The organism is Pseudoxanthomonas spadix BD-a59 (genome assembly GCF_000233915.3).
GTDB classification, from domain to species: domain Bacteria; phylum Pseudomonadota; class Gammaproteobacteria; order Xanthomonadales; family Xanthomonadaceae; genus Pseudoxanthomonas_A; species Pseudoxanthomonas_A spadix.
Map to the genome: position 1 here is coordinate 1967138 of NC_016147.2, position 23669 is coordinate 1990806.

General features: G+C 62.4%; 24 protein-coding genes. 13 read left to right on the plus strand and 11 right to left on the minus strand.

Annotation, left to right across the window (positions count from 1 at the left end):
* Nucleotides 1–29: 29 nt before the first annotated feature.
* The 10 genes from DSC_RS08850 to DSC_RS08895 all read right to left on the minus strand — a co-directional run bounded on the left by DSC_RS08850 (nt 30) and on the right by DSC_RS08895 (nt 12387).
* Nucleotides 30–1448: a UvrD-helicase domain-containing protein gene (locus tag DSC_RS08850; RefSeq protein WP_014160822.1), complete on the minus strand. Its 1419-nt coding sequence runs from the start codon at nt 1446–1448 to the stop codon at nt 30–32.
* Nucleotides 1435–3165: an ATP-dependent nuclease gene (locus DSC_RS08855; protein WP_014160823.1), complete on the minus strand. Its 1731-nt coding sequence runs from the start codon at nt 3163–3165 to the stop codon at nt 1435–1437. Before DSC_RS08855 ends, DSC_RS08850 begins: the two co-directional genes overlap by 14 nt.
* A 169-nt stretch (nt 3166–3334) precedes the next feature.
* Nucleotides 3335–4048 carry a TIGR02391 family protein gene (locus tag DSC_RS08860; protein ID WP_043290501.1) on the minus strand — a complete coding sequence of 238 codons (714 nt, stop codon included), beginning with the start codon at nt 4046–4048 and terminating at the stop codon, nt 3335–3337.
* Between the two features lie 155 nt (nt 4049–4203).
* On the minus strand, nt 4204–5034 hold the full coding sequence (locus tag DSC_RS08865; protein ID WP_014160825.1) for an AbiJ-NTD4 domain-containing protein: 831 nt from the start codon (nt 5032–5034) through the stop codon (nt 4204–4206).
* A 205-nt stretch (nt 5035–5239) separates the two neighbouring features.
* Nucleotides 5240–6727 (minus strand): class I SAM-dependent DNA methyltransferase, encoded by a 1488-nt coding sequence (locus tag DSC_RS08870; protein ID WP_014160826.1) that lies wholly within the window; start codon nt 6725–6727, stop codon nt 5240–5242.
* Nucleotides 6724–7572 carry an HNH endonuclease family protein gene (locus DSC_RS16630; RefSeq protein ID WP_148268112.1) on the minus strand — a complete coding sequence of 283 codons (849 nt, stop codon included), beginning with the start codon at nt 7570–7572 and terminating at the stop codon, nt 6724–6726. The genes DSC_RS08870 and DSC_RS16630 overlap by 4 nt, the downstream gene beginning before the upstream one ends.
* Nucleotides 7572–9182 (minus strand): AAA family ATPase, encoded by a 1611-nt coding sequence (locus tag DSC_RS08880; RefSeq protein WP_014160828.1) that lies wholly within the window; start codon nt 9180–9182, stop codon nt 7572–7574. The genes DSC_RS16630 and DSC_RS08880 overlap by 1 nt, the downstream gene beginning before the upstream one ends.
* Entirely contained in the window at nt 9172–10923 is a 1752-nt protein-coding gene (locus DSC_RS16090) for a restriction endonuclease subunit S (RefSeq protein ID WP_083833515.1), read from the minus strand. The genes DSC_RS08880 and DSC_RS16090 overlap by 11 nt, the downstream gene beginning before the upstream one ends.
* On the minus strand, nt 10923–11174 hold the full coding sequence (locus tag DSC_RS08890; RefSeq protein ID WP_014160830.1) for a type II toxin-antitoxin system Phd/YefM family antitoxin: 252 nt from the start codon (nt 11172–11174) through the stop codon (nt 10923–10925). The genes DSC_RS16090 and DSC_RS08890 overlap by 1 nt, the downstream gene beginning before the upstream one ends.
* Before the next feature lie 403 nt (nt 11175–11577).
* Nucleotides 11578–12387: a hypothetical protein gene (locus tag DSC_RS08895; protein WP_014160831.1), complete on the minus strand. Its 810-nt coding sequence runs from the start codon at nt 12385–12387 to the stop codon at nt 11578–11580.
* A gap of 624 nt (nt 12388–13011) precedes the next feature.
* Here DSC_RS08895 and DSC_RS08900 point away from each other — a divergent pair.
* From DSC_RS08900 to DSC_RS08915, 5 genes are all read left to right on the plus strand, one after another.
* Nucleotides 13012–13836, plus strand: coding sequence for a DUF932 domain-containing protein (locus DSC_RS08900; RefSeq protein WP_014160832.1), 825 nt, complete (start codon nt 13012–13014; stop codon nt 13834–13836).
* A 78-nt stretch (nt 13837–13914) separates the two neighbouring features.
* A complete protein-coding gene (locus DSC_RS08905; protein WP_014160833.1) occupies nt 13915–15975 on the plus strand; it encodes a ParB/RepB/Spo0J family partition protein in 2061 nt (686 codons plus the stop codon).
* A 60-nt stretch (nt 15976–16035) separates the two neighbouring features.
* The gene (locus DSC_RS08910) at nt 16036–16245 is read left to right on the plus strand and encodes a hypothetical protein (RefSeq protein ID WP_014160834.1); all 210 of its coding nucleotides are present in this window, start codon (nt 16036–16038) and stop codon (nt 16243–16245) included.
* Between the two features lie 138 nt (nt 16246–16383).
* A complete protein-coding gene (locus DSC_RS16635) occupies nt 16384–16845 on the plus strand; it encodes a DUF6367 family protein (protein WP_148268113.1) in 462 nt (153 codons plus the stop codon).
* Nucleotides 16846–17629: 784 nt separating this feature from the next.
* A complete protein-coding gene (locus DSC_RS08915; protein WP_014160835.1) occupies nt 17630–17944 on the plus strand; it encodes a DUF736 domain-containing protein in 315 nt (104 codons plus the stop codon).
* 48 nt (nt 17945–17992) lie between these two features.
* On the opposite strand, the gene DSC_RS08920 is transcribed toward DSC_RS08915, so the two are convergent.
* Nucleotides 17993–18283 (minus strand): helix-turn-helix domain-containing protein, encoded by a 291-nt coding sequence (locus DSC_RS08920; RefSeq protein WP_006452450.1) that lies wholly within the window; start codon nt 18281–18283, stop codon nt 17993–17995.
* 267 nt (nt 18284–18550) lie between these two features.
* On the opposite strand from DSC_RS08920, the gene DSC_RS08925 reads away from it, so the two are divergent.
* The 8 genes from DSC_RS08925 (at nt 18551) to DSC_RS08960 (ending at nt 23599) form a co-directional block, all read left to right on the plus strand.
* A complete protein-coding gene (locus DSC_RS08925) occupies nt 18551–18898 on the plus strand; it encodes a DUF2958 domain-containing protein (protein ID WP_043290503.1) in 348 nt (115 codons plus the stop codon).
* Nucleotides 18899–19244: 346 nt separating this feature from the next.
* Nucleotides 19245–20015, plus strand: a complete 771-nt coding sequence (locus tag DSC_RS08930) for a DUF2285 domain-containing protein (protein WP_014160837.1) — start codon at nt 19245–19247, stop codon at nt 20013–20015.
* A 110-nt stretch (nt 20016–20125) separates the two neighbouring features.
* Nucleotides 20126–20407, plus strand: a complete 282-nt coding sequence (locus DSC_RS08935) for a helix-turn-helix transcriptional regulator (RefSeq protein WP_043291169.1) — start codon at nt 20126–20128, stop codon at nt 20405–20407.
* Nucleotides 20408–20421: 14 nt separating this feature from the next.
* A complete protein-coding gene (locus tag DSC_RS08940; protein ID WP_014160839.1) occupies nt 20422–21279 on the plus strand; it encodes a replication initiator protein A in 858 nt (285 codons plus the stop codon).
* Nucleotides 21280–21544: 265 nt separating this feature from the next.
* On the plus strand, nt 21545–22183 hold the full coding sequence (gene parA / locus DSC_RS08945; protein ID WP_014160840.1) for a ParA family partition ATPase: 639 nt from the start codon (nt 21545–21547) through the stop codon (nt 22181–22183).
* Nucleotides 22180–22449 carry a hypothetical protein gene (locus DSC_RS08950; RefSeq protein WP_014160841.1) on the plus strand — a complete coding sequence of 90 codons (270 nt, stop codon included), beginning with the start codon at nt 22180–22182 and terminating at the stop codon, nt 22447–22449. Before parA ends, DSC_RS08950 begins: the two co-directional genes overlap by 4 nt.
* Nucleotides 22446–23003 carry a DUF2840 domain-containing protein gene (locus DSC_RS08955; protein ID WP_014160842.1) on the plus strand — a complete coding sequence of 186 codons (558 nt, stop codon included), beginning with the start codon at nt 22446–22448 and terminating at the stop codon, nt 23001–23003. The genes DSC_RS08950 and DSC_RS08955 overlap by 4 nt, the downstream gene beginning before the upstream one ends.
* Nucleotides 23000–23599: a S26 family signal peptidase gene (locus DSC_RS08960; protein ID WP_014160843.1), complete on the plus strand. Its 600-nt coding sequence runs from the start codon at nt 23000–23002 to the stop codon at nt 23597–23599. The genes DSC_RS08955 and DSC_RS08960 overlap by 4 nt, the downstream gene beginning before the upstream one ends.
* Nucleotides 23600–23669: the final 70 nt, after the last annotated feature.

Genomic DNA, 23669 nt, shown 5'->3' on the forward strand with positions numbered 1-23669 from the left:
TTGTTCTCTCTTGCAATTCTCCCTCCCGCTTAGCCCAATATGGGGCTGGCGCTACACACAACCAGTTTCATTGATCCGCGGGTCATGGCCACATATAAGTGCTGTGCGCTCATGCCCTCCGTATTCAGCACCACCGCCACTTCTGCCTCCAGCCCTTTAAGCAACAGCGTGCTGCCGACCGCACGCTTGGGCAATGGGCGGCCCAGCAATCGGTTCTCTTCGCGCACGCGCCTGGCAGCCTCCGCAAGCGGGACGTTTCCTGCAGAGGCTCCACGCAGTGCCTTGAGCACGCCGTAAAGAATGGCGGGCCGATGCACGCGCACATTCGGCATCTCACGCAGCTCTGACAGCAGTGTTGCGGCCGCGGCGATGGACGGGGCGCGCTGGAACGCCAAGGCACTGCTCTCCGCTGCGGACGGCGGATTCCTTGCAGTTCCTCGGGCCAACGACTCCAGACGCCGTGTCAGCTCTGCGACACCCACGTTGGTCATGACGCTTTGCGCCAGCGCCAGCAACTGCCCCAAGGCACCGGCAGACGCAACATCGAAACTGTTGCCGAAGGCGATGAGGTCCTGTAAGTCGACTGCCTCAACGGTCGAGGCCCCTGGCGTCTGGCTTGCGAAGTTCTGCTGGCTCGATCGGTTACGGCTGTCGGCGATTATCAGCACGCGCCCGTCCGCGGTAGGCGGCAGTGTCCGCGCGGCAGCCAGTCGCTGCGGGTGGTCGTTAGGCGGGATGGTCTGAACCCACGTCACCTGTGCTGGTGGTCCAGTGCGCAGATCCACCGACTGACCGGCCACCAACAGGCGGCGAGCATCCAGCAGCCATTGCCCGAGTGCTTCCGCACCAGCATTGCGCCACCGCCACGGCGTGGCTAGTTCCGCCACGACCGGGAAATGCGCGCAGACTTGCTGCTCCCAGTTGGCCAAGGCGTTGCCACCGAACCCGAAGATGCCCTGCATCGGATCGCCAAGCACGCAGGTCGGCAGGATCAGCGAGAGAAAGTAGACGAGATAGTGCTGTGGCACCGAACAGTCCTGGTACTCGTCAACAATGAGGTGCGCATAGGACGCTTTCAGTACCTCGCTGACGTGCCCGGCCTGCAACAGCTTCCAGGCGAATTCGCGGATCGCCGGGTAGTCCCGCGCAGGCGTGGCGAGCCGCAGGATGTCCGGGTCATGACCGCTGCGACCCGGAAAGCTCGCAATCAACCGAATGGCCCAGCCATCGATGGTGCTCAATCGATAAGCGCTGTGCGGCACACCGGCACGGTCCAGCCGGCCACGAAGTGCCGCCACGCCAGCGTTCGTGTGCGTGAGCACGAGAATGGGTTTGTGACCTTGGTGAGCGGCCAGGGCGTGCGCGATCAACTGTGTCTTGCCGCACCCGGCAGGTGCCGTCACGGTACCGCGGGCAATCGCGCGCAGGTCGATTTCAACGGGGCCCATGGGCGGCCCACGCAGATACCTGGTCCACCAGCGCCTTGAAGCCTGGATCGCATAGCGGCAAGTCCGGCGCCACGATGGTCCTTGCTACGTCCTCCATCCAAGAGATGGACTTGAACCAACCGGCCTTGCGAATGCGCGCCGCCTGCCCGAGCATGGCACGGCTTGGCACCGACAGCGCTTGCGTGTTCTGGATTTCGTCCCAGACGGCCTGAACGGTCAGCGTGTTGTTAGAGACGGTGCGCAGGTGTTCGTGAATCAGGTCGCCATGCAGGTCGTGGGCATATTTGATCAAGTGCTGGCACGCCACCGGCGTAAGGCTGCCAAACAGTTCGTCCTCCAATGCGCGGCCTGCGCGGTAGGCGACGACCGCGCCACCGGCCTGCAGAAATGTCTGTTCGATGGCAGGCGTGGGCTTCTTGTCGTCATCCCGCACCACCATGACCCTGTAGCCCAATGACTGGAAAGCGGCCGCGCGGGCATAGGGCCGGTCGGGCTCGCCACCGCCACAGTCGACCATCGCAATGCCCTGTGCTGCCAGAGACACGCCGCCATGTTCGACCCGGTGCAAATCCAGACCACGCAGGAGTCCGATCTCGCTGGCCCCTTCGCACACGATCACGGAGCCTGCCAGAAAGGCCTCGGGATAGAGGCGAATGGTGCTCTGCGTGTCGTTATCGGTCCCCACCATGCGGGCCTCATGACCGTGGAGACTGCGGCGCAGCACAAAAAGCTGGCCGCCCGACAACTCCCTAAGCGCCACTGGCGAATGCGTGGTGAGGAACGCTTGCAGCGGGGCCGCTTCCTTCGCTCCGAGAGAGCCGAGAAACCGAGCGATGCGGTGCGGCTCAAGGCCGTACTCCAATTCGTCCGAAAGGACTATCAACGCTTGGCTGGCCGCCTTGCGCTGCAGACCGGCAACCAGGAGGCGCGTGGACCCGACGCCGAGACTGCGAAGCGGGATGCCGCCCTCGTTGTGCAGAGAGATGGTCCCGCCCCCGAACGACACGGAATGCGAGTCGAGCAGTGCCCTCGCCTTCGCGCCAATGTGGACGCCGAGTTCCTGGGCGGTCGCGGCGACGATCCCCAGCGCTTCTCCCAATTGCTGCTCGGCCTGGTCGCCAAAGGTGCCGCGCGCATCCCGTGCAGCCTTCACGAGTGCCGCCGAAGCATCAGCGCGTTCCTCCGAGATGCGGTTCAGGACCGAGCCCCGCTGCCAGGCCAAGTTGTAGTCAGCGAGCGCACCGATCCGCGTCGGCGCCAAGGCCAGACGGTCCTTCCATGCGAGTGTCTTCACCAGGCCTTGCTGGGAAGCGCGGTCGGAGATGAGAGTCCACGATGGTTCCAGGTCACTGGTGACGGTCAGATTCAGGCAGAGAACCACTTCTGCACCAGCGGACGGCTCGTCTTCGACGACGCCCGTGGCGGCGTGATAACCGCGCAGAAACGCACCGAAGCTCTCCAGCGTACTCATGCTGTCATCCAGCGCGCCCAGTGTCAGCGTGATGCTGATTGGAGCGGTGATGTCCAGGCCGGAAAAGTCAGCGTCGGAAATCTGGACATTGCGCCTGGCGCCCAAGCACAGATCGATCGCATCCAGCACCGTGGATTTTCCGCTGTCGCCCGTGCCGATCAGACAATTGATGCCAGGCGATGGACACCACACCAATTGCTTGATGCCACGGAAGTTGGCGATCTCGATCTTTCTTATTCTTGCCATTGGGTGCCCCTGTGATGGTGTGCGGCCTGGTCCGCTTTAGAAATCCGTGGTGCAGAAGCACATTGCGAAGTGCTCGATTCTTTGCACTACCTGCATTCCTTCGCAGGACATCGTCTGAGTTCCAGTGGCTCGAGGTCGCATCGAGAACCACCGATGCAACTGGCGCGCCTCAGGTCTTCGGAGCGTCTTTCGCTTCGTAGATCCGTCGGGCTAGAAGGCTGGCGAAGATCAGATACTGCGCGGCCTTCTCCGGGTCGAGGTCATGATTTAGCGAATGAGCCTTGGGATTGCGAATGCCAAGGTAAGCACCGACCAAAATTTGCATGAACCCCTTCTGGTCATTTCTGCCCGACTCCGTGTCGAGTTCGCTGAGAATCAGGTGCGGCTTTTCCAAGCTCAACACTTGTGTCGCCAGAGCCGCGCCGTCGAGATCCAGGCCGGTGCGCCCTCGCATCAGATCAAAGATCGCAACGACGGAGTTCAACACAGCATCGCGGTAGTGTCCGTCCACATAGTGCTGGAAGGCATGCGCGAAGATAACCGGATGCAGCAGTTCCTCGAAGCCTATGCTCGGTTTGGTGCCCATCGCTTCGCGCACATGCGCTTCCGCCCTCACCTCAACCTGGGGTAGATCGCGCGCAAGGATGTCGTCGTAGTCATTGGCGTCGCCAAATCCGATATGCCTGCCAAGATTTCCCATGTCTTGCTCAGGGAACCCTGCACCGGTCCACAGCTTGCGCAGCAGTTGATAGTCGGCTTTCAAATAGCCATTGATCAACTTGGCTCCTGCTTTATCGTCGCTCGCAAGGAGGCCTTGTGCATCGATCGCTTTCTGACGCATTGCCCGAAACAGGGCATTTACTTCCAAGTACCATTCAAGCATTGCGTCTCTCCCCAGTTGATCTTTTCCATTGCGCCTGGGCGACCGTCGGCATCGTCGCGCAACGTACGGGCGTTCATACGTCTACTTTTTCCTCAGCATCAGCTGAATCATGGCAAACAGGCGGTGGAACAGGTAGTCGACCTGATCCACATCGATCACGGCACCTGGCTGATCTCCGAATGTCGAATAAGGTGACTGTTTCCAATGGAGTTCAGTTCTGTCGCTTCTGTCTCCAGTCTCTCCCGTAGCAACGGAACAGAAGTGACGGCATCGAGGATGATCTTGACCGAGCGCTTCTTGTCGCTCGGGTCAGCAAGTGATTTGAGACGCTCCCATGCGTCCCACAACCGCTCCAGCGCTTCGCGACGCACCAATGGATTGCGGTCCGAAAACTTGGCCCTGCACTCGTCAAGCATGTTGTCGAGCGTGCGATCCCCAGTATTGAAGAGTGTTCGTTTCAACTCTTCGCCAAGCACAGGCGGGAGCACTCGTTCAATTCGACCATTGGGCAGCATCTCGAATGCAACCCCGTTGCGCGCGAACATGCGATTGACGGTCGCGCGGAAGTCTTCCTGCCCCGCTTCCTGGTCGAAGGTCAGGTGGTGATGACTGAAGAAGTCGTGATACTTCCCTGAGATCGGCTTTGCCACTGATGCGTGAACGAACTCGATGAAGTCCAAGACGAGTAAGGTGTCCGGCGCGAACGGCTGGCGCTCAGCAAGAAAGCCCTCCCCATCGATGGAGACGGTCTCCAATGGCCAAGCCAGACCCGGCATTTCTGCGCTTACGGAAGCCGCCAAGGCGTCCGCATCGCCACCGCAAGTGGCCTGCCCATCCGGGCAGCGTTCGGGAAAACGCAAGCCGAATGCGCCGCTATTGATCAACGCCTGCACCGTTGCCACCAGGCCCGCCCAGACCGTTGGCGAAATGACCTGCTCGGTGCGTGCGCGCGGACCGTTCTGACGATCGCTAAAGTAGTCGCTCATCGTGTTGACTCCGTTCGCGGCCACGACGCCATGGTGGCAACGTGCCTATCCAAAAAATTCATTTCCCTGAGCAGGACCATGGTGTTCATGCTTGCCCGCCGAAGCAGCTCAAGCACGCACAGCACCGCACGCGCCTTTATCGGCCAACCGTCCGTCTTGTCCGCCCCGCCCGCGAACGGCTTGCCAGCCAAAACAAAGATGAAGGCTATGGCCTTCTAGGATTGCTAATCAACGACAGTGCTCGCTGCAGATCCTCTGCGACTAGGCGTGACAACTCATCCAGCCTGGCAAGACCAGGTTGACGCTTCTCGCCTGACTCGTCAGACCAGGCCATGTCCCACAAGCAGTCCTCTGTTAGCAAGATGTCGGCGACTCGATACGAGCGCGATGCAGACCCACTCGGCGTTGGCTCGCTATTGGCTCCATTGCGCACGCTGTCTGACCGATAGAGAGACAGAAACTCGTCAAGATCCTCTCGCAGCAACGGTTTGGTCTTAAGCGAATAACGTTTGGTGGTACGCAGTTCGTATATCCACAGGTGTTCTGAGGGCAGAATCTTGTCCTGCGCCCGTCTGCGGTCGAAGAAGAGGACGTTCGCTTTAACCCCTTGGGCATAAAACAAACCAGCAGGCAGCCGGAGAAGTGTGTGAAGACGGCACTCTTCGAGTAGACGGCGACGGATGACAGCACCAGCCCCGCCCTCGTAGAGAACGTTGTCTGGCACTACCACTGCAGCGCGTCCGCCGGGCTTCAGCTGGGAAACGATATGCTGAAGGAAGTTGAGCTGCTTGTTTGCGGTCTGCACCCAGAAATCAGCGCGCACGATAGTGAGACTATCGTCGCTCCGGTTGCCTTTCTGGTCTTGCGTGTACGTCACGCTGCCCTTCACTCCGAAAGGAGGATTGGTCAACACAACATCCGCTTGAAACTTCGGTGGATGCTTCAGACTATCGGTGCAAGTGATGGGCAACTCTGATTCCGCGTTCCCACCTACGCCGTGGAGCAAAAGGTTCATGGTGGCAAGGCGCGCAACCTCTTCAACCAGTTCGACGCCCCGAATCGACTTCGTGGCCAGCCGCTTCTGCTGCGCTCGCGTCATGAGTGGATTCGTTCGCTTCAAATAGTCATGAGCGGCGAGCAAGAACCCGGCTGTGCCGCAGGCCGGATCGCACACGACCTCGCCCAGCACAGGATTGACGCATTCGACAATGACATCGATCAACGGCCTCGGCGTGAAGTATTGCCCAGCGCCACTCTTTGTATCGCGAGCATTCTTCTCCAACAGGCCTTCGTATGCATCACCTTTCAAATCGCTAGAGAGACCGGTCCATTCGGTTTGACCGATCAGATCCACGATGAGTAGCCGAAGCTTGGCCGGGTCCTTAATCTTGTTCTTTGCATTCCGGAAGATCAAACCCAGCATGCCATCACGCTCACCCAGTGCCGCAAGCACACGGACGTAGTGCGCTTGCATGCCCTCAGCGTCGAGATCGACCAGCGATCCCCAGGCGTACTCGGCAGGAACGGGGCCGCCCGCCTGCTCATCCGACATCTTGAGGAATAGCAAGTAAGTGAGCTGCTCGACATAGTCGGGATAGGAAAGGCCGTCATCCCGTAAGACATTGCAGTACTGCCAAAGTTTGCGGACAAGAGCACTCGCCTCGCCCGTTGCAGCTGTACTCTTCGCTTTCATGCTGCCACCTTCAATACGATGTCGCGCACCCACCAAAGGTGCTTGAACGACTCAACATAGACTTTGGCCGCGGCCGAGTACTCTTCTTCAGCTTTCATCGCATTCTTCAAATCACGTATGGCATCGACGAACCCATCGCTCGGTGCAAGATTCCCATCAAAATTTTTTGGCGCTTCACGTTCGCCTCGGTCCACAGTTCGCTCGATCTTGTTGTAGAGCACGACGCGTGCCTCACGAAAAGCAGGCCAATCCAAGTGCAGGATGAGTCGGCTGGCGGCGAGCTTGGCTTCTGGACCCGGTTGCCCCTTGAACTCAGGGGAGAGGTCTACTTCGCCACTCTGCCGAAAAGTCAGCAAGGCGACGTCCAAAACATTCGTGGGGTCCAGTAGCGACGGAACCTCCTGCCCTCTTCCTTGCGCCGGCGTAAAGACTCTAGCTCCCGGATCGATGAGCGGAAAATGGCCACCTTTACCGCCGGTTCCTGCGCCCTCTGGATTGATCCGGGGACGATTCGCACGGTGACAACTCAGGCGAAGGTTCGTCCAGTCAAACGCCAACCAGTAGTAGCCGGGATGCGTGGGGTCTTCTTTGACGCCGAGCTTTGGTCGGAAGTGATCTATGTCGTCATCGGTCCCGGGGTTCTTGCACTCAACGTACCAGCACTTACCGTGCGAGAACGCCGAAAACTCTACGCGCAGCGCGACCCATTGGGCACGATTGGCATTGATGATTGCAGCACGTTGCTGCGGATCTGCCTCTGCAAGAACGGCATCACGTGTTGCTTCGAGCGCCGGAATGAGATGGCGAATTTTTGGTTTGAGCTCTTCCAGATCAATGAATCGCATCAGCCGCCCTCGGCTGCTTGGAGCTGTTTAACGATCTTCGCCGCCAAGCGAGTCCGCTCGTCCATCTGCTCGGGCGTCAACTGGACAGATTCCGCCCACGCTGGATCTTGCTGTTCCGTCCATGCCTTCACAAATTGACCATAGAGAGGATCACGAATCGTCTGGTCGAAGCCCAAGGTTCTGAGGCGCGCCTTTATATCTCGAAACTCAGATTCTTCCTCCGGCGTCAGGACCTCTTTCATCGCAAGGATGCGCTGGCGGTCAAGTTCTTCCTGTGTCTTTGGATCGAGTGTGGAGCGCAACCGGAAAAGGTCACTGGTGAGGATTGCGGCGACTCCCATTCCTCGTGGGTCATTGTCCGGCAGCTCTGCAACTGCTCGTCCCTCTGCATCACGGCGGAAGATCCTCACCTGATCACGTTTGAGTCCTGCAAATACCAGTGGGTCATGCGACGACATCACAATGTGGCAACTGTCACGTCCCCGAATAAAGCGATCGAGGAACTCGAGGTACTGCGTGCTCCAGCTTGGATTGAGATGAGTGTCTGGTTCATCAAGCAAGAACAATGCCTCGTCTCGTGCGGTGAACTTCAGAAGGCCAAGAACGAGCAACAGCTGTTGCTCTCCTTCACTCAAGTCGCGATAGGTGACTTCCCCCCCGCCGGCGGAAGGAGTCATTCGAACCCGCGTTCTCACTTCGCCAAGAAGTTTCGAGAGATGCGTACTCTCCAGCGCCGTGAAGAACGCGTATTGATCGGCGTAAGACGCATACACCTCTTCAAGTGCATCTGGCTTTGGTAGGAAGAGATACAAGCTTTCAACGACGGGGTTCTTGGTCAGATCAACGGCAATACGTCTGTCCATACGCGCCGGGAGCATCGCCTTGTCATACAAGCGACTCAGGAATTCCTGCACCTCGCCCACCGCATCCCAAAAGCGTGGGTCGCCGCCGCGACGCCTCCAAGGTGGCTGCTTCAAAGCGAAGAGGACGCTGTCCAGTCCATCAATCTGAAGATGCTCGCGAAGAAATTCCCTGTCGTCATCGGAGTTTTCTTCCGCGTTCATGAAGAACGCAATGAGCGCAAATTGCCCGTGCAGCGTTTGCGCGTAAAAGAGCCTACGCAGATTGTTAGGATCGACGACGCGTACCTTGCCGCGCTGTTCTGCAGACTTGATGATCCAGTTGTAGTAACGCTCTCTATGCTTCTCAAATATCGAAGCCAACCGATCACTCGGGCCAGAGTAGTAGCCAAACACAAAGCCTGGCCGATAGAGGGGACGCCCGCTGTCATCCTCGGCCATGAAGCGCTTCCTGGTTAGCTCCTTGTATTCACTCTCAGCCCTATCCTTTATCCAGAACCTCGGAAACTGATCGCCCTCCGCCTTTATCTCAATGTCTCGATCACGGCATTGGTACTTGAGGTGATACGAAAATGGTGCCTCGACATCAAGGTCAAGATTGCGAAAGATGAGCGAAAGAGCTTCGATCAGATTCGACTTACCCGATCCGTTCTCCCCTACCAAGACCGTATAGGGCGACTGTTCATCAAAATCTACGTGCAAATTTCGCAGATTTTTGAACTCACCGATGGTGACCTCGTCAAGGCGCATCGGTGATGACCTCCAACACGGCATTCTCTGCGGCAGTTCCTGTTTGACGAATCGTTCGATCCAGCTCGGATCGAAGTGCCAAGTAGAAGGACTCCACTTGCTCCGGCTGATCACGGTCAAAGCCGGCTAAGGCGAACAGCTCTGGCAATGGCAATGGACGCCCCGCCTTTCGCAAGACTGCGCTCAGCTGCACTGTGGACTTGCTCGCTTTCGAGGGTGGTGTGCTTTTGGGCTTCACGGTGTCTCCTTTTGACTTGCTGCCCTTCTCCACTTCCGGCAGTGTTACGGCGATTTCCAATGGTTCGCCCAAACGATCCAGTAGCTGAGCCGCTGGTTCATCATCTGGTTGCTGGGGCACCAGTTCGCCGGCGACGGCAGCAGCAAGCAACTCGCGCTCCATTTCTGGGAGCCGGTCGATCGACGCGAGCACAGCATTCCCTTGTGCGTCGGCCACAGCCAGGCGTTGCCGAGCCTCATCAACGATCGCCGCCTGCTCGACCAGCGGAGGAAGCGGAAATGGCATAGATCGAAAGCGATCCAACCCCAGATGAGCGATGTTGGTAGATCCGCGGGCGATCTTGCGAAACTGGCCCGAGTGCAAGTAATGCCTGAAGACCAGCAGCGCGAACTCGGGGTCTACAGCTGGTCCAGCTCGAAAGCGAATCAATGTGTTCTGGAAACATGCCCCAGGCAGTTCATCCCGGAACATCGCTGGCCGACCAACAAGCTCTGGGCTCTGCCCTTCGTTCAAGAGGATGTCGCCCTGTTCAAGGACATACACGGGATACTCTTCCGGCGTGAAGTTCATTTCAAGAACATCACTTGTGTCGATGCGATCCTCAAACACATTCGCAACTCGTAGGTAAGGCCGAATGTGCTCGCCGTGATGATGTTCTGGAGAGCGTTGTCGCCCCAGCCTGACTTCACCTACCTGATCAATCCTGGCCCATACCCACCCGAGCGGCAAAGGCTCTAGAACGCCCTCCGGCGGCACAAGTACTCCTGCCGTGGGTTCAAACAGAGCGCCCTGCGGGGCACCTGACTTCTGATGAATCAGTGCCAACGTCGCCGAAGAATCAGTGGCACCCTCACTGCCCCCTTCCGGCATATCCACAAGCTCACCTGACACAGCCGCTGCCAAGACTTCTTTGCGCTGCGCGCCGAGTCGATCCCAGGCTGATCGCAGATGAGTTCCCGCCTGCCGAATCTCGGCAAGACGCTGGCTGACTGCTTCAGCAATACGTTTTTGCTCATTGATTGGCGGCAGCGGAAACTGCAACTCGGCAAATCGACTGGCACCGAGATGCTGGATGCCCACACCGCGCGCAACACGCCCGAATATTCCGGAGGCGGCGTAGTGACGAAACACCGCCAACGCATAGTCGGGCAGCGTGGCATGCGGGCGGAACCGGACAATCGTGTTTTGGTAGCAGCAGTCCGATAGTTCGTCGCTCCAGAGAGCTGCGCGCCCCACCTGACTCGAACTTCCAGACGCCTCGGTCAAGAGAATATCCCCGGCGTGTAGCGCAAATACCCTTCGTTCCGCTGGCGTGAAATCCATCTCAAGGACATCAGTTAGATCCAGGCCCGTCGGCTTGATATTCGCTGCGCGCAGGTACTTGGTGGCGTGCTCGCCAGTGTGCTTATCAGGGGACCTCTGACGGCCCAGCCTGACAGCACCAACCCTATCCACGCGGACCAACGCCCATCCAGTCGGAAGCTCATTGTTGTTAATGCTCATCAGCCCTTGCCCACCAATTTAGCGTTCGTGCTCACCGCAGCCTGCCTTGTACGAAGATCGCCGCCCTGGCTGACAATAGGCGTAGCCTCAGCCGGCGTTTCCCGGACGAATTGCAGCCGTTCATAGGCCTCAATCGAGAGCACCACGACCACAGCCCGACCATGCTTCTCGATAGCAACGGGCTCTGCCCTTGCGATATCAATCAACTTGCCGAACGAGTTCTTCGCATCCCGGGCCGACATCGATTGCATCGCCGCTCCCTTTGCCAAAAAGAGCCATTTTAGCCACTTTCAAACGCCCTGCAACGCTCTCTTTTCGAGAACCGCAGGGCTGCCTTGCTACGCCCGCGTATGTCGCTGCCGTCGCTGGCTCATAGGTCTACCTGAACGGATTCAGGCCGTCTCCCGGCCCATGCTAGGCCGCGCTGTTGCTGCGCATCGACCCACCTAGGGCGTCTCGCCCCTCCCGGGCGTCCATCGTTCCCTCCTAGGGTCGGCTGACGCTTCGGCCCTGGCGGGTCTGCGCGCTGCGCTGCCTCCAGAGGATCGGGTAGCAGCCATCCCCGCCGCACTTCATTTGGCGCCCCTGAAAGGCCGCCGACCAGGCTGCGCCTGATCGGCGCAGAACCGAAGTCACCGGAAGGCCTGTCGATGGCTACTTGGCTCCTTCGCGTTCACGCTGACGGAGCCGCTTCACGTAGGGGCCATCGACCAAGTCGTCGGCGCCCAGGTCCAACACACAGCTCGCCAAGGTAGCGAGCGTGTTGTCGGTGACCTTGAAATCGTTGGGCAGTTGGCCGTGGTTGCGCCCCCTGTTCTCGTCGATGGCTGCGAGCAGCGCCTTGATGAAATCCGCGCGGGACGGACGCGACGCCATGGTGGCGGCCGCGGTCAAGGGGTCTGTGGCTTCAATGACCGCGTCCTCGGCATCGGAGGCCAGCTCTTGCAGGAAGTCGCTCAGTGACGGCCAATACTTCAGATCGAACTGGCCGTGAAGAGCATCGAGGCGCTCCTGGACGTACGACGTGAAAAGATAGTTGCTCTTGGCCGCCGCCTCGATCACATCGCACACGTGGTAGTGGGTGTCGGTGCTGAAGCCGGAGGTGTTGTGCAGATCCGAGCGCTGCTGCAGCAGACCAGCCAGCTCTGCCGCCCTCCTCGCAATCTGCTGGTTGACGTTGCCGAGATCGCCTCGTGCGGTACGCGCCTGCGCGATCTTCTCCGGGCTCCAGAAGGCGGCGGTGCTCAGGACAAGCCCTAGAAAGACCTGCAGCGCATGCGGATGTGCGTGGAGCTTGCCGTGCAGTTCCTCATAGGCCTCGGTCAGCTCGATGCCACGAGCAAGCAGTCGATCGGAAACGGCATTTTCACTTGGCAGGATGCGGTGCTCGACGTTGTAGCGCTTCCCCTCGATGAGGATTTTTTCGCAGATCTGCTTCGGATTATCGGATTGGGGTGCGCTCATGGCCTGTCTTTGATAGTGAACATGGCTGGTAGCGTATTTGACCAAGCCACTTCTGTCGGTACCCCAGTGCGCGTCATCGAACGGATGCTCAGGTACCCGGATACCGACCTAAGTCTGGACGTCCCCCGGCCAAGAAGGCGGCCGGGCGCGCTGTCGTGCTGCGCATCGAGCCACCCTGCCCTGCGGTCCTGGCGTCTCGCCCCCTTGGGGCTTCCATCGTTCCCTCGCTCCGCTCGGCTGACGCCTTCGGCCCGGCTTCCAGCTTCGGGCCTGCGCGCTTCGCTTGCGTGCGGTCGGCACAAAGGGATGGCCGTTGCCTGTCCAGCCGTCTTCCCTGAACTCATCACCTTGTCCGCGACTGTAGCCCGCGTCCGTGTGCCGTCAAGGCGCGCAGGGCCGTGTCCTCGGCTGCGCCTGCGGGCCGCACCAACCCAGCGCTTGCCTCCTTGACGGCCCCCGTCCACGAGCTCCCTTCCGTCGCGGGCGATGAACTCAGGAAAGACGGTGGCAACGAGGCCAACCGGGTTCTTCGTGCCGACCGCACCGAACAGCCGAGAGGCTGGGCTCCGAATCTAGGAATCCGGTGAGGTTTCTTCAACAGCCAACTTTGTCAGGAGAAAGACCATGCAACTTGCTTCCCGCTTCGCTTCCCGTTCGCCGGTGCTGCGCTCGGAACGTCCTTTGTCGGATGACCAAATCCGAGCCGTCGCCCCATCCATCTTTGCGGACGCCCCACACGAAAGCCGCTCGGACCGTTACAGCTACATCCCCACCGCCACCGTGCTGCAAGAACTGCGTGGGGAAGGCTTCGAGCCTTTCATGGTGTGCCAGACCCGCGTGCGCAACGACGACCGCCGCGACTACACCAAGCACATGATCCGGCTGCGCCATGCCATCCAGATCAACGGCCGTGAGGCCAACGAAATCATCCTGCTGAACTCGCATGACGGCACCAGCAGCTATCAGATGCTCGCTGGAATGTTCCGCTTCGTGTGCCAAAACGGCCTGGTCTGCGGCGACACCGTGGCGGACGTGCGCATACCCCACAAGGGCGACGTGGCCGCGCATGTTATCGAAGGCGCTTACGAAGTCCTGCACGGCTTCGACCGGGCGCAGGAATCCCGCGACGCCATGCAGGCCATCGCACTCGACACGGGTGAATCGGAAGTGTTCGCCCGCGCCGCGCTGGCGTTGAAGTACGACGAGGACAAGCCCGCGCCCATCACGGAAAGCCAAATCCTGATGCCGCGCCGCACCGACGACAGCCGCCGCGACTTGTGGAGCGTGTTCAACCGCACTCAGGAAAACCTCGTCAAAGGCGGACTGTCCGCCCGCGCCGCGAACGGTCGCCGCCAGACCACCCGACCTGTGCAGGGCATTGACAACGGCATCCGCCTGAATCGCGCCCTGTGGCTGCTGGCCGACGGCCTGCGCCAGTTGAAAGCCTGAACCCCACGCGGCAGGGGCAGGCAGCAGCCCTTGCCGCTTCTCTCGCTGCTGCATCCCTAATCGCAAGGAGTTATCACCATGAACGCCGTTACCCAAACTGAAACCATCGCCATCGAAACCGCCGCGCCGCTGGAAGTGGCCGACCCGACCAAAAACCTGATTTTGGTTCCGCTCTCGCAATTGCTGCCGCGCCGCTCCAAGCGCAACGCGCGCAAGACCCCGCGCCTGTCCATCCCTGAACTGGCCGCAAGCATTGCCCGCATCGGCCTGCTGCAAAACCTCGTTGTCATCCTCTCCGCCGATGGCGAGCACTACGAAGTGGTGGCCGGTGATCGCCGCCTGACCGCCTTGAAGCTGCTGACGAAGAAGAAACGCGTCGCCGCCGATCATGATGTGCCGTGCCTGCTGGTGCCCGATGCCTCGGCCCGCACCGTCAGCCTCGCGGAAAACCTGCTGCGAGAGCAGATGCACCCCGCCGACCAATTCGAGGCGTTCGCCGCACTGGTCAAGGAGGGCCGTCCCATCGAAGACATTGCCGCCGACTTCGGCGTGTCTCCGCTGGTGGTGCAGCGCCGCTTGAAGCTGGCCAACGTCTCGCCGCGCCTGCTGGCGGACTACCGCAGCGGCAATCCAGGCGCGGTGACGCTGGAACAGTTGATGGCCCTGACCATCACCGACGACCACGCCGCGCAGGAAGCCGCGTTCTACGGCGCGCCCGAGTGGCAGCGAGGCGCATCCGCGCTGCGCGAGCGCCTGACCGAGCGCGAAATTGACGCCACGCATCCGCTGGTGCGCTTTGTCGGGTTGGACATCTACACGGCGGCAAGCGGTGGCATCCGGCGCGATCTGTTCGCCGAAGGCGATGCCGGAACCTACCTCACCGACGCCGCACTGCTGGAAACGCTGGTGCGCGGCAAGCTGGCGGTGCTGACCGAGGACGTGCGCGCCGAGGGTTGGGCGTGGGTGGAAGCCGTGCCGCACGTAAGCTACGCCGAGCGGCAGGCGTTCCAGAACGCGCCGCGCCAGCGCCGCGAACCGACCGCCCGCGAAGCCCGCCGCATTGCCTCGCTGCAAAACCGCCTCGACAAGATCGACGCCGAGCTGGAAGAAGCCTACGACGCCGAAGACGAGGACAAGACCAAGGTGATGGAACCGCTCCGCGAACAGGTCGCCGGGGAACTGCAAGCCGTGGAGGATGCCTTGCAGGGCTACGCCCCGGACGTGCGCGCCGTGGCCGGTGCCATCGTCACGCTCGACCGCGAGGGAGCAGCCGTGATTCATCGCGGGCTGCTGCGCGAAGCCGAAGCGAAGGCACTGCGCACGCTCGAACGCTTGCGGCAGGGTTTCGGCAGCGCGGAAGGCGAAGCCGGGAACGACGACGACAGCAAGGACGCCGAGCAGCCCAAGGCCGCGAGCCTGTCCGACCGGCTGGCGCAGCGGTTAAGCGCGCACCGCACCGCCGCGTTGCAAATCGAAGTCGCCCGGCATCCACAAGTCGCCCTGGCCGCGCTGGTGCATGACATGGTGCAGACCGTCTTGCAGGACAGCCCCTACGGCCACGACCTGCCGCTGGGCGTGAGCCTGAAAGTGCAAGACCGGCTGGAAGGCATGGCCCCCGACTGGCCGGAATCGGCCGCCGCCGTGGCGCTGCGCGAACTGCAACAGGTGGCGGGCGAAGCCTTGCCGCAGGACAGCGCCGAACTGTTCGCCGCGCTGCTGGCGAAGTCGCAAGACGAACTGGTGCGGCTGCTGGCCGTGTGCGTGGCTTCCACGGTGGACGTGGTGACGCCTCGCGCCACGCCTCATCAGCCCGGCGCAGAACTGGCGCAGGCCGTGGGCCTCGACATGGCCGCATGGTGGAAGCCGACCGCAGAAGGCTACTTCAAGCACGTTCCCAAGGCCGCGATTCTGGATGCCGTGAGCGAGTACGCGCCCGAGCAGGTCAATCGGCTGGCGAAATCGAAGAAGGCCGACATTGCCGGCGAAGCCGAGCGTCTGACCGAGGGAACGGGCTGGATGCCGGCCATCTTCAAGGCCGCTGGCCCGCAGGATGCCACCCAGGAAGAAGGCTCGGAGCAGGACGCCCCAGAGGATGCCGAGGCAGTGGCGGATGAACCCGCCGTGGCGCTGGCTGCTTGACCGCGCCGAAGACGAGCGCCCCGGCCTCGACCGGGGCGCTTCGCGGGAAGCAGAAACCCCATGATCCGCACCACCGCCAGCCGCCCGCGCATGGCGGCGATCTACGCCCCGGGCACGGTACGCGCCCGCCACTGGCACGGCGCAGGCGACGTGCGCGGCTACCGCCCGCCCTCGGGCTGGTCGGCCTGCGCCGACCTCACCGACATTCACCCCATCACGGGCCGCGCCTTGCCGCGTGCCGTGCGGTGGCTCCTCGAGACGAAGAAATAACCGCGATCAGCAGCCCAATCAGAAAGCCGCCGCCATCGTGGGGGGCTCCGGCGGCATTGAAACACCCTCTGGTAGCCTCATATAGCGCGCTTCAAGCGCTTTACATGGTCAAACAATGGACTCCAGAAGGAGAAATAGATGAGGATTTCCGAAATTTTGAAAGACCTTGATGCCGAGAACGACCCGGACGAGATTCTTGTTGAACTCACGTTGGATGTTCTGAAGCGGTGCAACCTGCAACTCGCGCTGGAGAGCATATGGGTGGCTTCCGGGAAAAAAGACTGGATGTACCGAGTTGACCCGCCAAATCCAAGCATTCCATTGAAGCGCCATGTCCACATCGCAAAGAGCAAACACACCAGCTCGAAAAGCATGCAGGCGTCATGGAATGACGATGGTAGTCGCCACGACAAAGGTTCTTTCAATACCTCCGTCGGAGACACAGCACGAGTGCGCGAGATTGCGAGGACGGTTTTGCAGCTTCCACCAAATGTCACGCTCGAAAGCGCTGGCAGTTCCCGTGCTGGAGCTTCCTTTGTTGAAGAAGCCTGGTTTTCTACAGATAGGAAAATCGCCTACGTTTCCATCCGCGCGCTTTGAGCGTCGCGTGCGGTGAGCGTGTCGGCGCAAGCGCCGCCGGGCTTTCGGGCTGCGCCCCGTGCCGACTTCGCTGTCACGGCCATTCGGCTTCAATCCCTCACGCCTTCGCGCCTGCGGCGCTGCGCGCTGCGCTTGCCTCCAGGGGAAAGCCCTGCGGGCTATCCCCGCCGCGCGATGCTTGGCGCCCCTCGATGCCACCGAACCGGCTGCGCCGGATCGGCCCGGCCAGCGCCCCGCCGCGATGGGCGGGCCGCTGGCGAACACGCTGGCACTTGCTGCGGCAGGTTGTGCGGAAGCGTGCCGTCCTCAACGCTGGCGGTTCCTGCCAATCACGTCACGAAGGACAGTTCACTGACACCCGCCCGGCATCGCTATGGAGCTTCCACACCACGCCTCAAGACCTGCGCTGCAAGGTGCGGCCGGGGCGCTCTCGCCTGTCGTTGGGGGTTGACCTGGCCCGCGTCAGCGGGCGAGCCGGTGCAGCCTTCGGGCGGGGATGCCGAGTCGGCCCGATCTCCTTTCGGAGCGGTTCGGCCCAAGGCGTCCTTGTCTCGTTGTGAATCCTGGCGGTGGCGCGGCTGCGCCTCGGGCTTCGTGGCTGCAACCGTGCGGCGAAAACAATTTCCCCTGCGCTGCGCGCATTCCTCGCGGGTCAAATTCTTTTCGCCTTCCGGTTCTCCACTGCGTTGCGACCGCAAGCGGTGCAGCCAGCCCGTCCCCCGCCGGCCGGATCACAACAAGGACGCGATGGGCGCGAACTTGTTCAACCGAAAGGAGAAACATCATGGCCAACATCGGCACCTTCACCGCAGACAAAGACGGCTTCACCGGCACGCTTCGCACCCTGACGCTCAACGTCAAGGTCAAGCTGGCTCCCAACGACAAGGGCAGCAGCGAGAACGCCCCCGACTTCCGCCTCCAGGCCGCCGGCCACGACATCGGCGCGGCGTGGAACAAGACCAGCGAGGCCGGGCGGGAATACAAGTCCGTAACCCTCGACGATCCTTCGTTCCCGGCTCCGGTCTATGCCCGCCTGATCGATGGCGAGGACGGCACGCACGACCTGATCTGGTCGCGCAGCAAGCCCCAGGCGGCGTGACCGCCGCAGCGCCCCGCCCGTTGCGGTGGGGCGATTTCATCCCAGCGGCTATGCCTCGGCAGCTTGAAGTCGGCTTTCCGCCTCGGCCATCAATACCGCGGTACTGCATTCCAGCGCACCGGCGATCTTGAAGATCACCGCCAGGGTCGGTGCATGTTCGCCGCGCTCGATCTTGCCCATGTGTGAACGCTCGATGCCTGCCAGGTTCGCCAGCGTCTCCTGAGCGATGCCGCGTTCCGTGCGCAGCGCACGCACCGCCGCGCCGAAGGCCTGGGCCAATTCGGCGTCGAAGGTAGTGGCGCCGACTGGTCGGCCGCGCTGGACGGGTCGCTTCTGCATAGACAGAAGCGTCGATTCGCAACACAATTAAAACCACGTTATCTTTAACTCATTCATCAAATCTCACCTGTTTTTTGCCTTTACAGAAATCCGCCTCGGCGGATTTCTTCAAAAGCGGAGAGCCTGATCCGTGTCTTTCCTGACTTCCGTACATGCGCCTTCGTGCATCTACGCTTCTGCGGATGCGTGGGCATGCGCATCTGTGCATCCGTGCCAAAACGGGGATGCGCTTTGGCGGCTTCGTTCATTCGTGGAAGCGACACGGCCGTGATCCCGCTTGTCACCGATGAAGAACGGGCGCGCCTGCTGGCCAACGGTCAGGCCCGCGCCACCGGGCAGGACAGCGACCCGCTGCCGGTGGTGCGGCTGTTCACCCCGGACGCGCACGCGACTTGGCTGCTGGCGTCGCTCGATCCTACGGATGGCGACACGGCTTATGGCCTGATCGACCTAGGCATCGGGATGCCGGCGCTGGGCATGGTCAAGCTGTCCGATCTGGCGTTCATCGTCGGGCCGCACAAGCAACCCGTGATGCGTGATCGCTACTTCCAGCCGATGCGGTGGCTGTCGGAGTACCTGCGGCTGGCCGAAGAAAACGGCTCGATCACGGACTGACCGAACCTTGCTCAGTCCGGCCAGCCGGGGCGCATTGTGACTATTTCCGTCTGACTCAAGACCGTGCAGGTCTCAATCCGCATTCTTGCACCGAAGCGGTGCGACCCTGCTGCAAACAGTCATGGTCTTCGACGCGGACTGCGGCACGGTGTCCGATGCTGACCGTCCATTCCTGGCGGCGCAGCCGTCGCATTCAGACGATTTTCGCAATGCACCGGAGCCAATCGGTCTTGACATCAGAAGACGCAACTTAACCCGATAACGATGACGCTTTGATGTTGAACCGATAGCTCCCGCACATCGAAAACCGTGGCGACGTTCCTGCTGACTGACAGGAGGTTGTGTCATGGCTGGCCCGAGCGCCGAACACTGGTATCCGACCGCCGCGTATCTCTACACGCTACACCTTGATGGCCCCGCGCTGGCCTGGGAGTACCGGCGCCGCAATCCCGACTACCGCCGCGACTGGCTGCGCCGACGCCGCCAGCCGGACGCGGCGCAGGCGTGGGGCCTGCGCCTGCTGGAAGACCCGGCCTTGGATGCGCGCGACGCGCATCCGGCCTGGTTCCCCGATCACGACGCCGTGGTGCAGCTTTACCCCGATGCCGATCCGCCGCCCGATGCCTATGCCTTCGAGTTCTGGCACCTCCCCGGTCGCAAACACTTGATCCACGACGGCAAGCGCCTGGTGCTGGTGTCGCACTGGCCCGGCTGCTGCATGCGGCTCGCGCTGGCGCCGGGCCTGGAAGACGGCATGGCCTACCTCTACGCCACCCGCGCTTGCGCTACGCCCTGCGCACGCTATCGCGCGCTCGCGGCCGGGCTGGATGCCCTGGCCGTGGCGACCGTAGCTGCGCCTGCGGCAGCGGCACGTTCCCGGCCCATGCCCGCTGCGCTGCTGGAACTGCACACCTTGCAGGCGCTTGACGCGACCCTGGCGGGCGCATCCCTGCGCGAGGTGGCCGAAGGGTTGTTCGGCGTGGATGCCGTCGCCTCCGACTGGCACCCCGACAGCGCCTTGCGTGCCCGCGTGCGGCGGCTGGTGCGTCGTGGCGAGGCGCTGATGCGCGGCGGCTATCGCAGCCTGGCGCAGCTTCCGCCAGTTGCGCCGCATTAGGGGGACGTCTTACGCCCCCTGCAATTCGTCCCTTAGCAGGAAGCCTCGCTTTCTTGAAAGTGTCTCTATCCGGCTGCGTGGTGTGGCCGGGCTTGATGGAGGACCATCCCATGCGACCTGCTCCCTTGCGACCTGCCGCTGCTGCTGTCGCTGCGCCCGCGCAGCCCCAACGCTACCTGACCAACGACGAGGCCGCCGAGTATCTGCGCCTCAGCCCTCGCACGCTGGAGAAGCAGCGCGTGATCGGTGGTGGCCCCAAGTTCCGCAAGTTCGGCCGTCGCGTCATGTACGCCGTGAGCGATCTCGATGCCTGGGCCGATGCGCGCAGCTACGAGGCCACGTCCGATCCCGAATACGCCGAGAACCATTCGGCCGACAGCCGTGCGCGCTGATCGGTGCATCGCCGGTGGCCATCGCCATGTCCAGCCCGCCAGGGCAAGCCTTGCCGCAGCGCGAACAGCTCGACCTGTTCCGCGCGCTGCCGGGCGACATGGCACCGCGCGACAGTCAGGACTTGATGGCCTTTCCGTTCTTCTCGCTCGCCAAGTCGCGGCGCACCGCGCCGATCGACTTCCGAGCCGGCGGCATCACCATCCGGGTGGAGGGCACGGCCGAGCATGGCATCGCCACCATCTGGGATGCCGACGTATTGATTTGGGCCGCCTCGCAGATCGTGGAAGCGCGCGACGCGGGCATTCGCCCGTCGCGCTGGATACGCGCCACGCCCTACGAGATCCTGCGCTTCATTGGACGAGGAACATCCCTCAACGACTACCTGCGCCTGAAAGTCGCGCTGGATCGCCTGCAATCGACCAGCGTGGCCACGTCCATCCGCGAAACCACGGGAAGGCGCTTGCATCGCTTCTCGTGGATCAACGAGTGGAAAGAACTGGCCGACGCCAGCGGCGTGCCGCTGGGCCTCGAATTGATCCTGCCGGACTGGTTCTATGCCGGCGTGGTGGACGCCGCCTTGGTGCTGACCATCGACCCCGCGTACTTCCGCCTCAAAGGCGGCATCGAACGCTGGCTGTACCGCCTGGTGCGCAAGCACGGCGGGCGGCAGGAACATGGCTGGCAGTTCGACTTCCGGCATCTGCACCGCAAGTCTGGCAGCGCGGCGCGCTTCTCGGACTTCGCCTACGACCTGCGCGTCCTGGTGGCGCGGCAGTCGCTGCCCGGCTACGTCCTCGGCATCGAGGCGATGCCGGACGAAGGATTGGAGCTGCTGACCTTCCGGCCCGTGCTGCATACGGCACGGGGATAACTGCGGTAAAGCCTGTGGACGGCCTCGTGCTATCAGGAGTACCGGGTATCGTGCTATCAGGAGTACACCTATCGTGCTATCAGGAGTACGAAAACGCCGGAAAGCCAATAACGGCGCGGGTTTGCGTCCTCTCTAACTTACCTAACTATAAATCTCTAACTTTTAGTAGAAGCGCGCCGATTCAGTGGACAACCACCGAACGGCACGGCGAACAGCGTTTCGCACGGCAGGCAAAGCCTGGCTTTCCAGCATGGAGGGCCACGCAATGATCGTCGCCTTGCTCAACCAGAAAGGCGGCGTGGGCAAGACCACGCTCGCCACGCACATCGCTGGCGAATTGGCGATGCGCGGGCAGTCGGTCATCCTGCTGGATGCCGACCCGCAGGGGTCATCACTGGACTGGACGCAACGCAGAAGCCAGCAAGGCTTGCCCCGGCTGTTCAGCGCCGTGGGCCTCGCCCGCGAGACGCTGCACCAGGAAGCGCCAGAACTCGCCCGCCGCGCAGATCACGTCATCATCGACGGGCCGCCGCGCATCGCCGCCTTGGCGCGTTCCGCGCTGCTGGCGGCCGAGCGCGTGCTGATCCCGGTACAGCCCAGCCCCTACGACCTGTGGGCCAGCGCGGAGATGGTGGCACTGATCCGCGAGGCCCAGGTGTTCCGGCCTGCGCTGCGCGCGGCCTTCGTCATCAACCGGCGCGTCAGCACCACGGTGATCGGTCGGGAGGCGCGGCAGTCGCTGGCCGAACAACCGCTGCCAGCGCTGCGCGCCGAGGTTCGCCAGCGCATCGTCTTCGCCGACAGCGTAGCCGCTGGCCGGCTCGCACGCGAGACGGCGCCGGACAGCACCGCCGCGCGCGAGATCGCCGCACTGGTGGACGAACTACTGCGGTGGCCGACATGACAGCGAAGCCACCACGCAGCAAGCGCGTCGGTATCGGCGCACGTCCGCCCGCGAATCCGCACGCCGAGGCGTGGATTCGCCAGGGCGATGCCGATGCACTCAACAAAGGCGACCTCTACACCGCACGCCTGACCCTCGACATCACACCCGCGATGCGTGCTCGCATCAAGGTGTCGGCCTTCACGCGAGGCGTGACCGTGGCCGAGTTGCTGCGCGGCTTGCTGGAACGAGAGTTCCCCGACAACCGCACGGAGAACCTGCCATGAACGCATCCGCCTTGCCTGCCGCTCACGCGGCGACGGCTGCACCGGCTGCTGCGCCGCCGCCTTCGCTTTCGACGCTCGCCGGCCAGGCTGGCAGCGTGCCGCTGACTCGCGTATCGCTCGCCTACATCGAACCGCGATTCAAGCTCTACCTGCGCTTCGGCGAGCCGGCGCGCACGCTGCGGCTCGACCGCTGGCGGCGCTGCGCAGTGTTCCTGCCGCGTGCAATGTTCTGCCGCGTGCGCTGGCAGGCCAACGACTACGGCACGATCCGCTGGCAACTCATGGTGATGCAAGCCGCCACGCCGCTGGACGACATGCAGCGCATCCCTGGCGTGCGGCCGGGCGCACGCCTGCTGCTGCACGCCGAAGGCGAAAACGCGGTGCGTGCCGTGCTGGAACGCATCGACGACATCGACGCGCAAGGCATCGCCGCCATCGACGTGTCGCCCGCGTACTGGCGCACGCTGGGCAACCGTCTGGCGGCCCGCCTGGCGCTGCCCGAATACACCGCCGAGCGGCACGCCGCCTGGCTGGCCGGAAGGGCGCTGCCATGACGACCCAATCCAACACCACATGCACGCATGAAGCCGCGCCGCATCCTCGCTCGCGCCTGCGCGTTCGCATCGTGCTGGCGGGCTTCGCCGCCGTCGGCCTCGCTGCGCTGGCCTGGGCGGCTTTCGTGTCGCCGCTGCCGCGTCTGACCTACAACCCGTCCGACAGCGTGGCGGTCGGCTGGTATCGCATCGAACCGTTCGACCCGCGCACCGCCTCGCTGCCACGTCCGCTGTCCGTGGACAACATCGTGCTGGTGCCGCTGCCCGACAGGGCCGCCATGCTGGCTGCGCAGCGCGGCTACCTGCCGACCCGCGTTCCGCTGCTCAAACGTGTGGGCGCGGTCGCGCCGCAACACGTTTGCATCGTCGCCGGGCAGGTACGCATCGACGGCGTGCCTGCGGCCGCCGCGCTGCCTACCGACCGGCTGGGCCGGCCGCTGCCATCCTTGCAGCTTTGCCGCCGCCTCGAACCGGGCGAGCTGTTCCTGTTGAGCGTGACCAATCCGGCGTCGTTCGACAGCCGCTATTTCGGCCCGGTCAGCGCATCCGCCGTGATCGGCGTCGCGCACCCGGTCTGGCTGGAGACACGCCCATGATGGCCGTCGATTCGCTGCACGTTGCCGTGCCTCTCGTCGTGCCATCGAGCATGTCGTTCCAGTGGCTGCC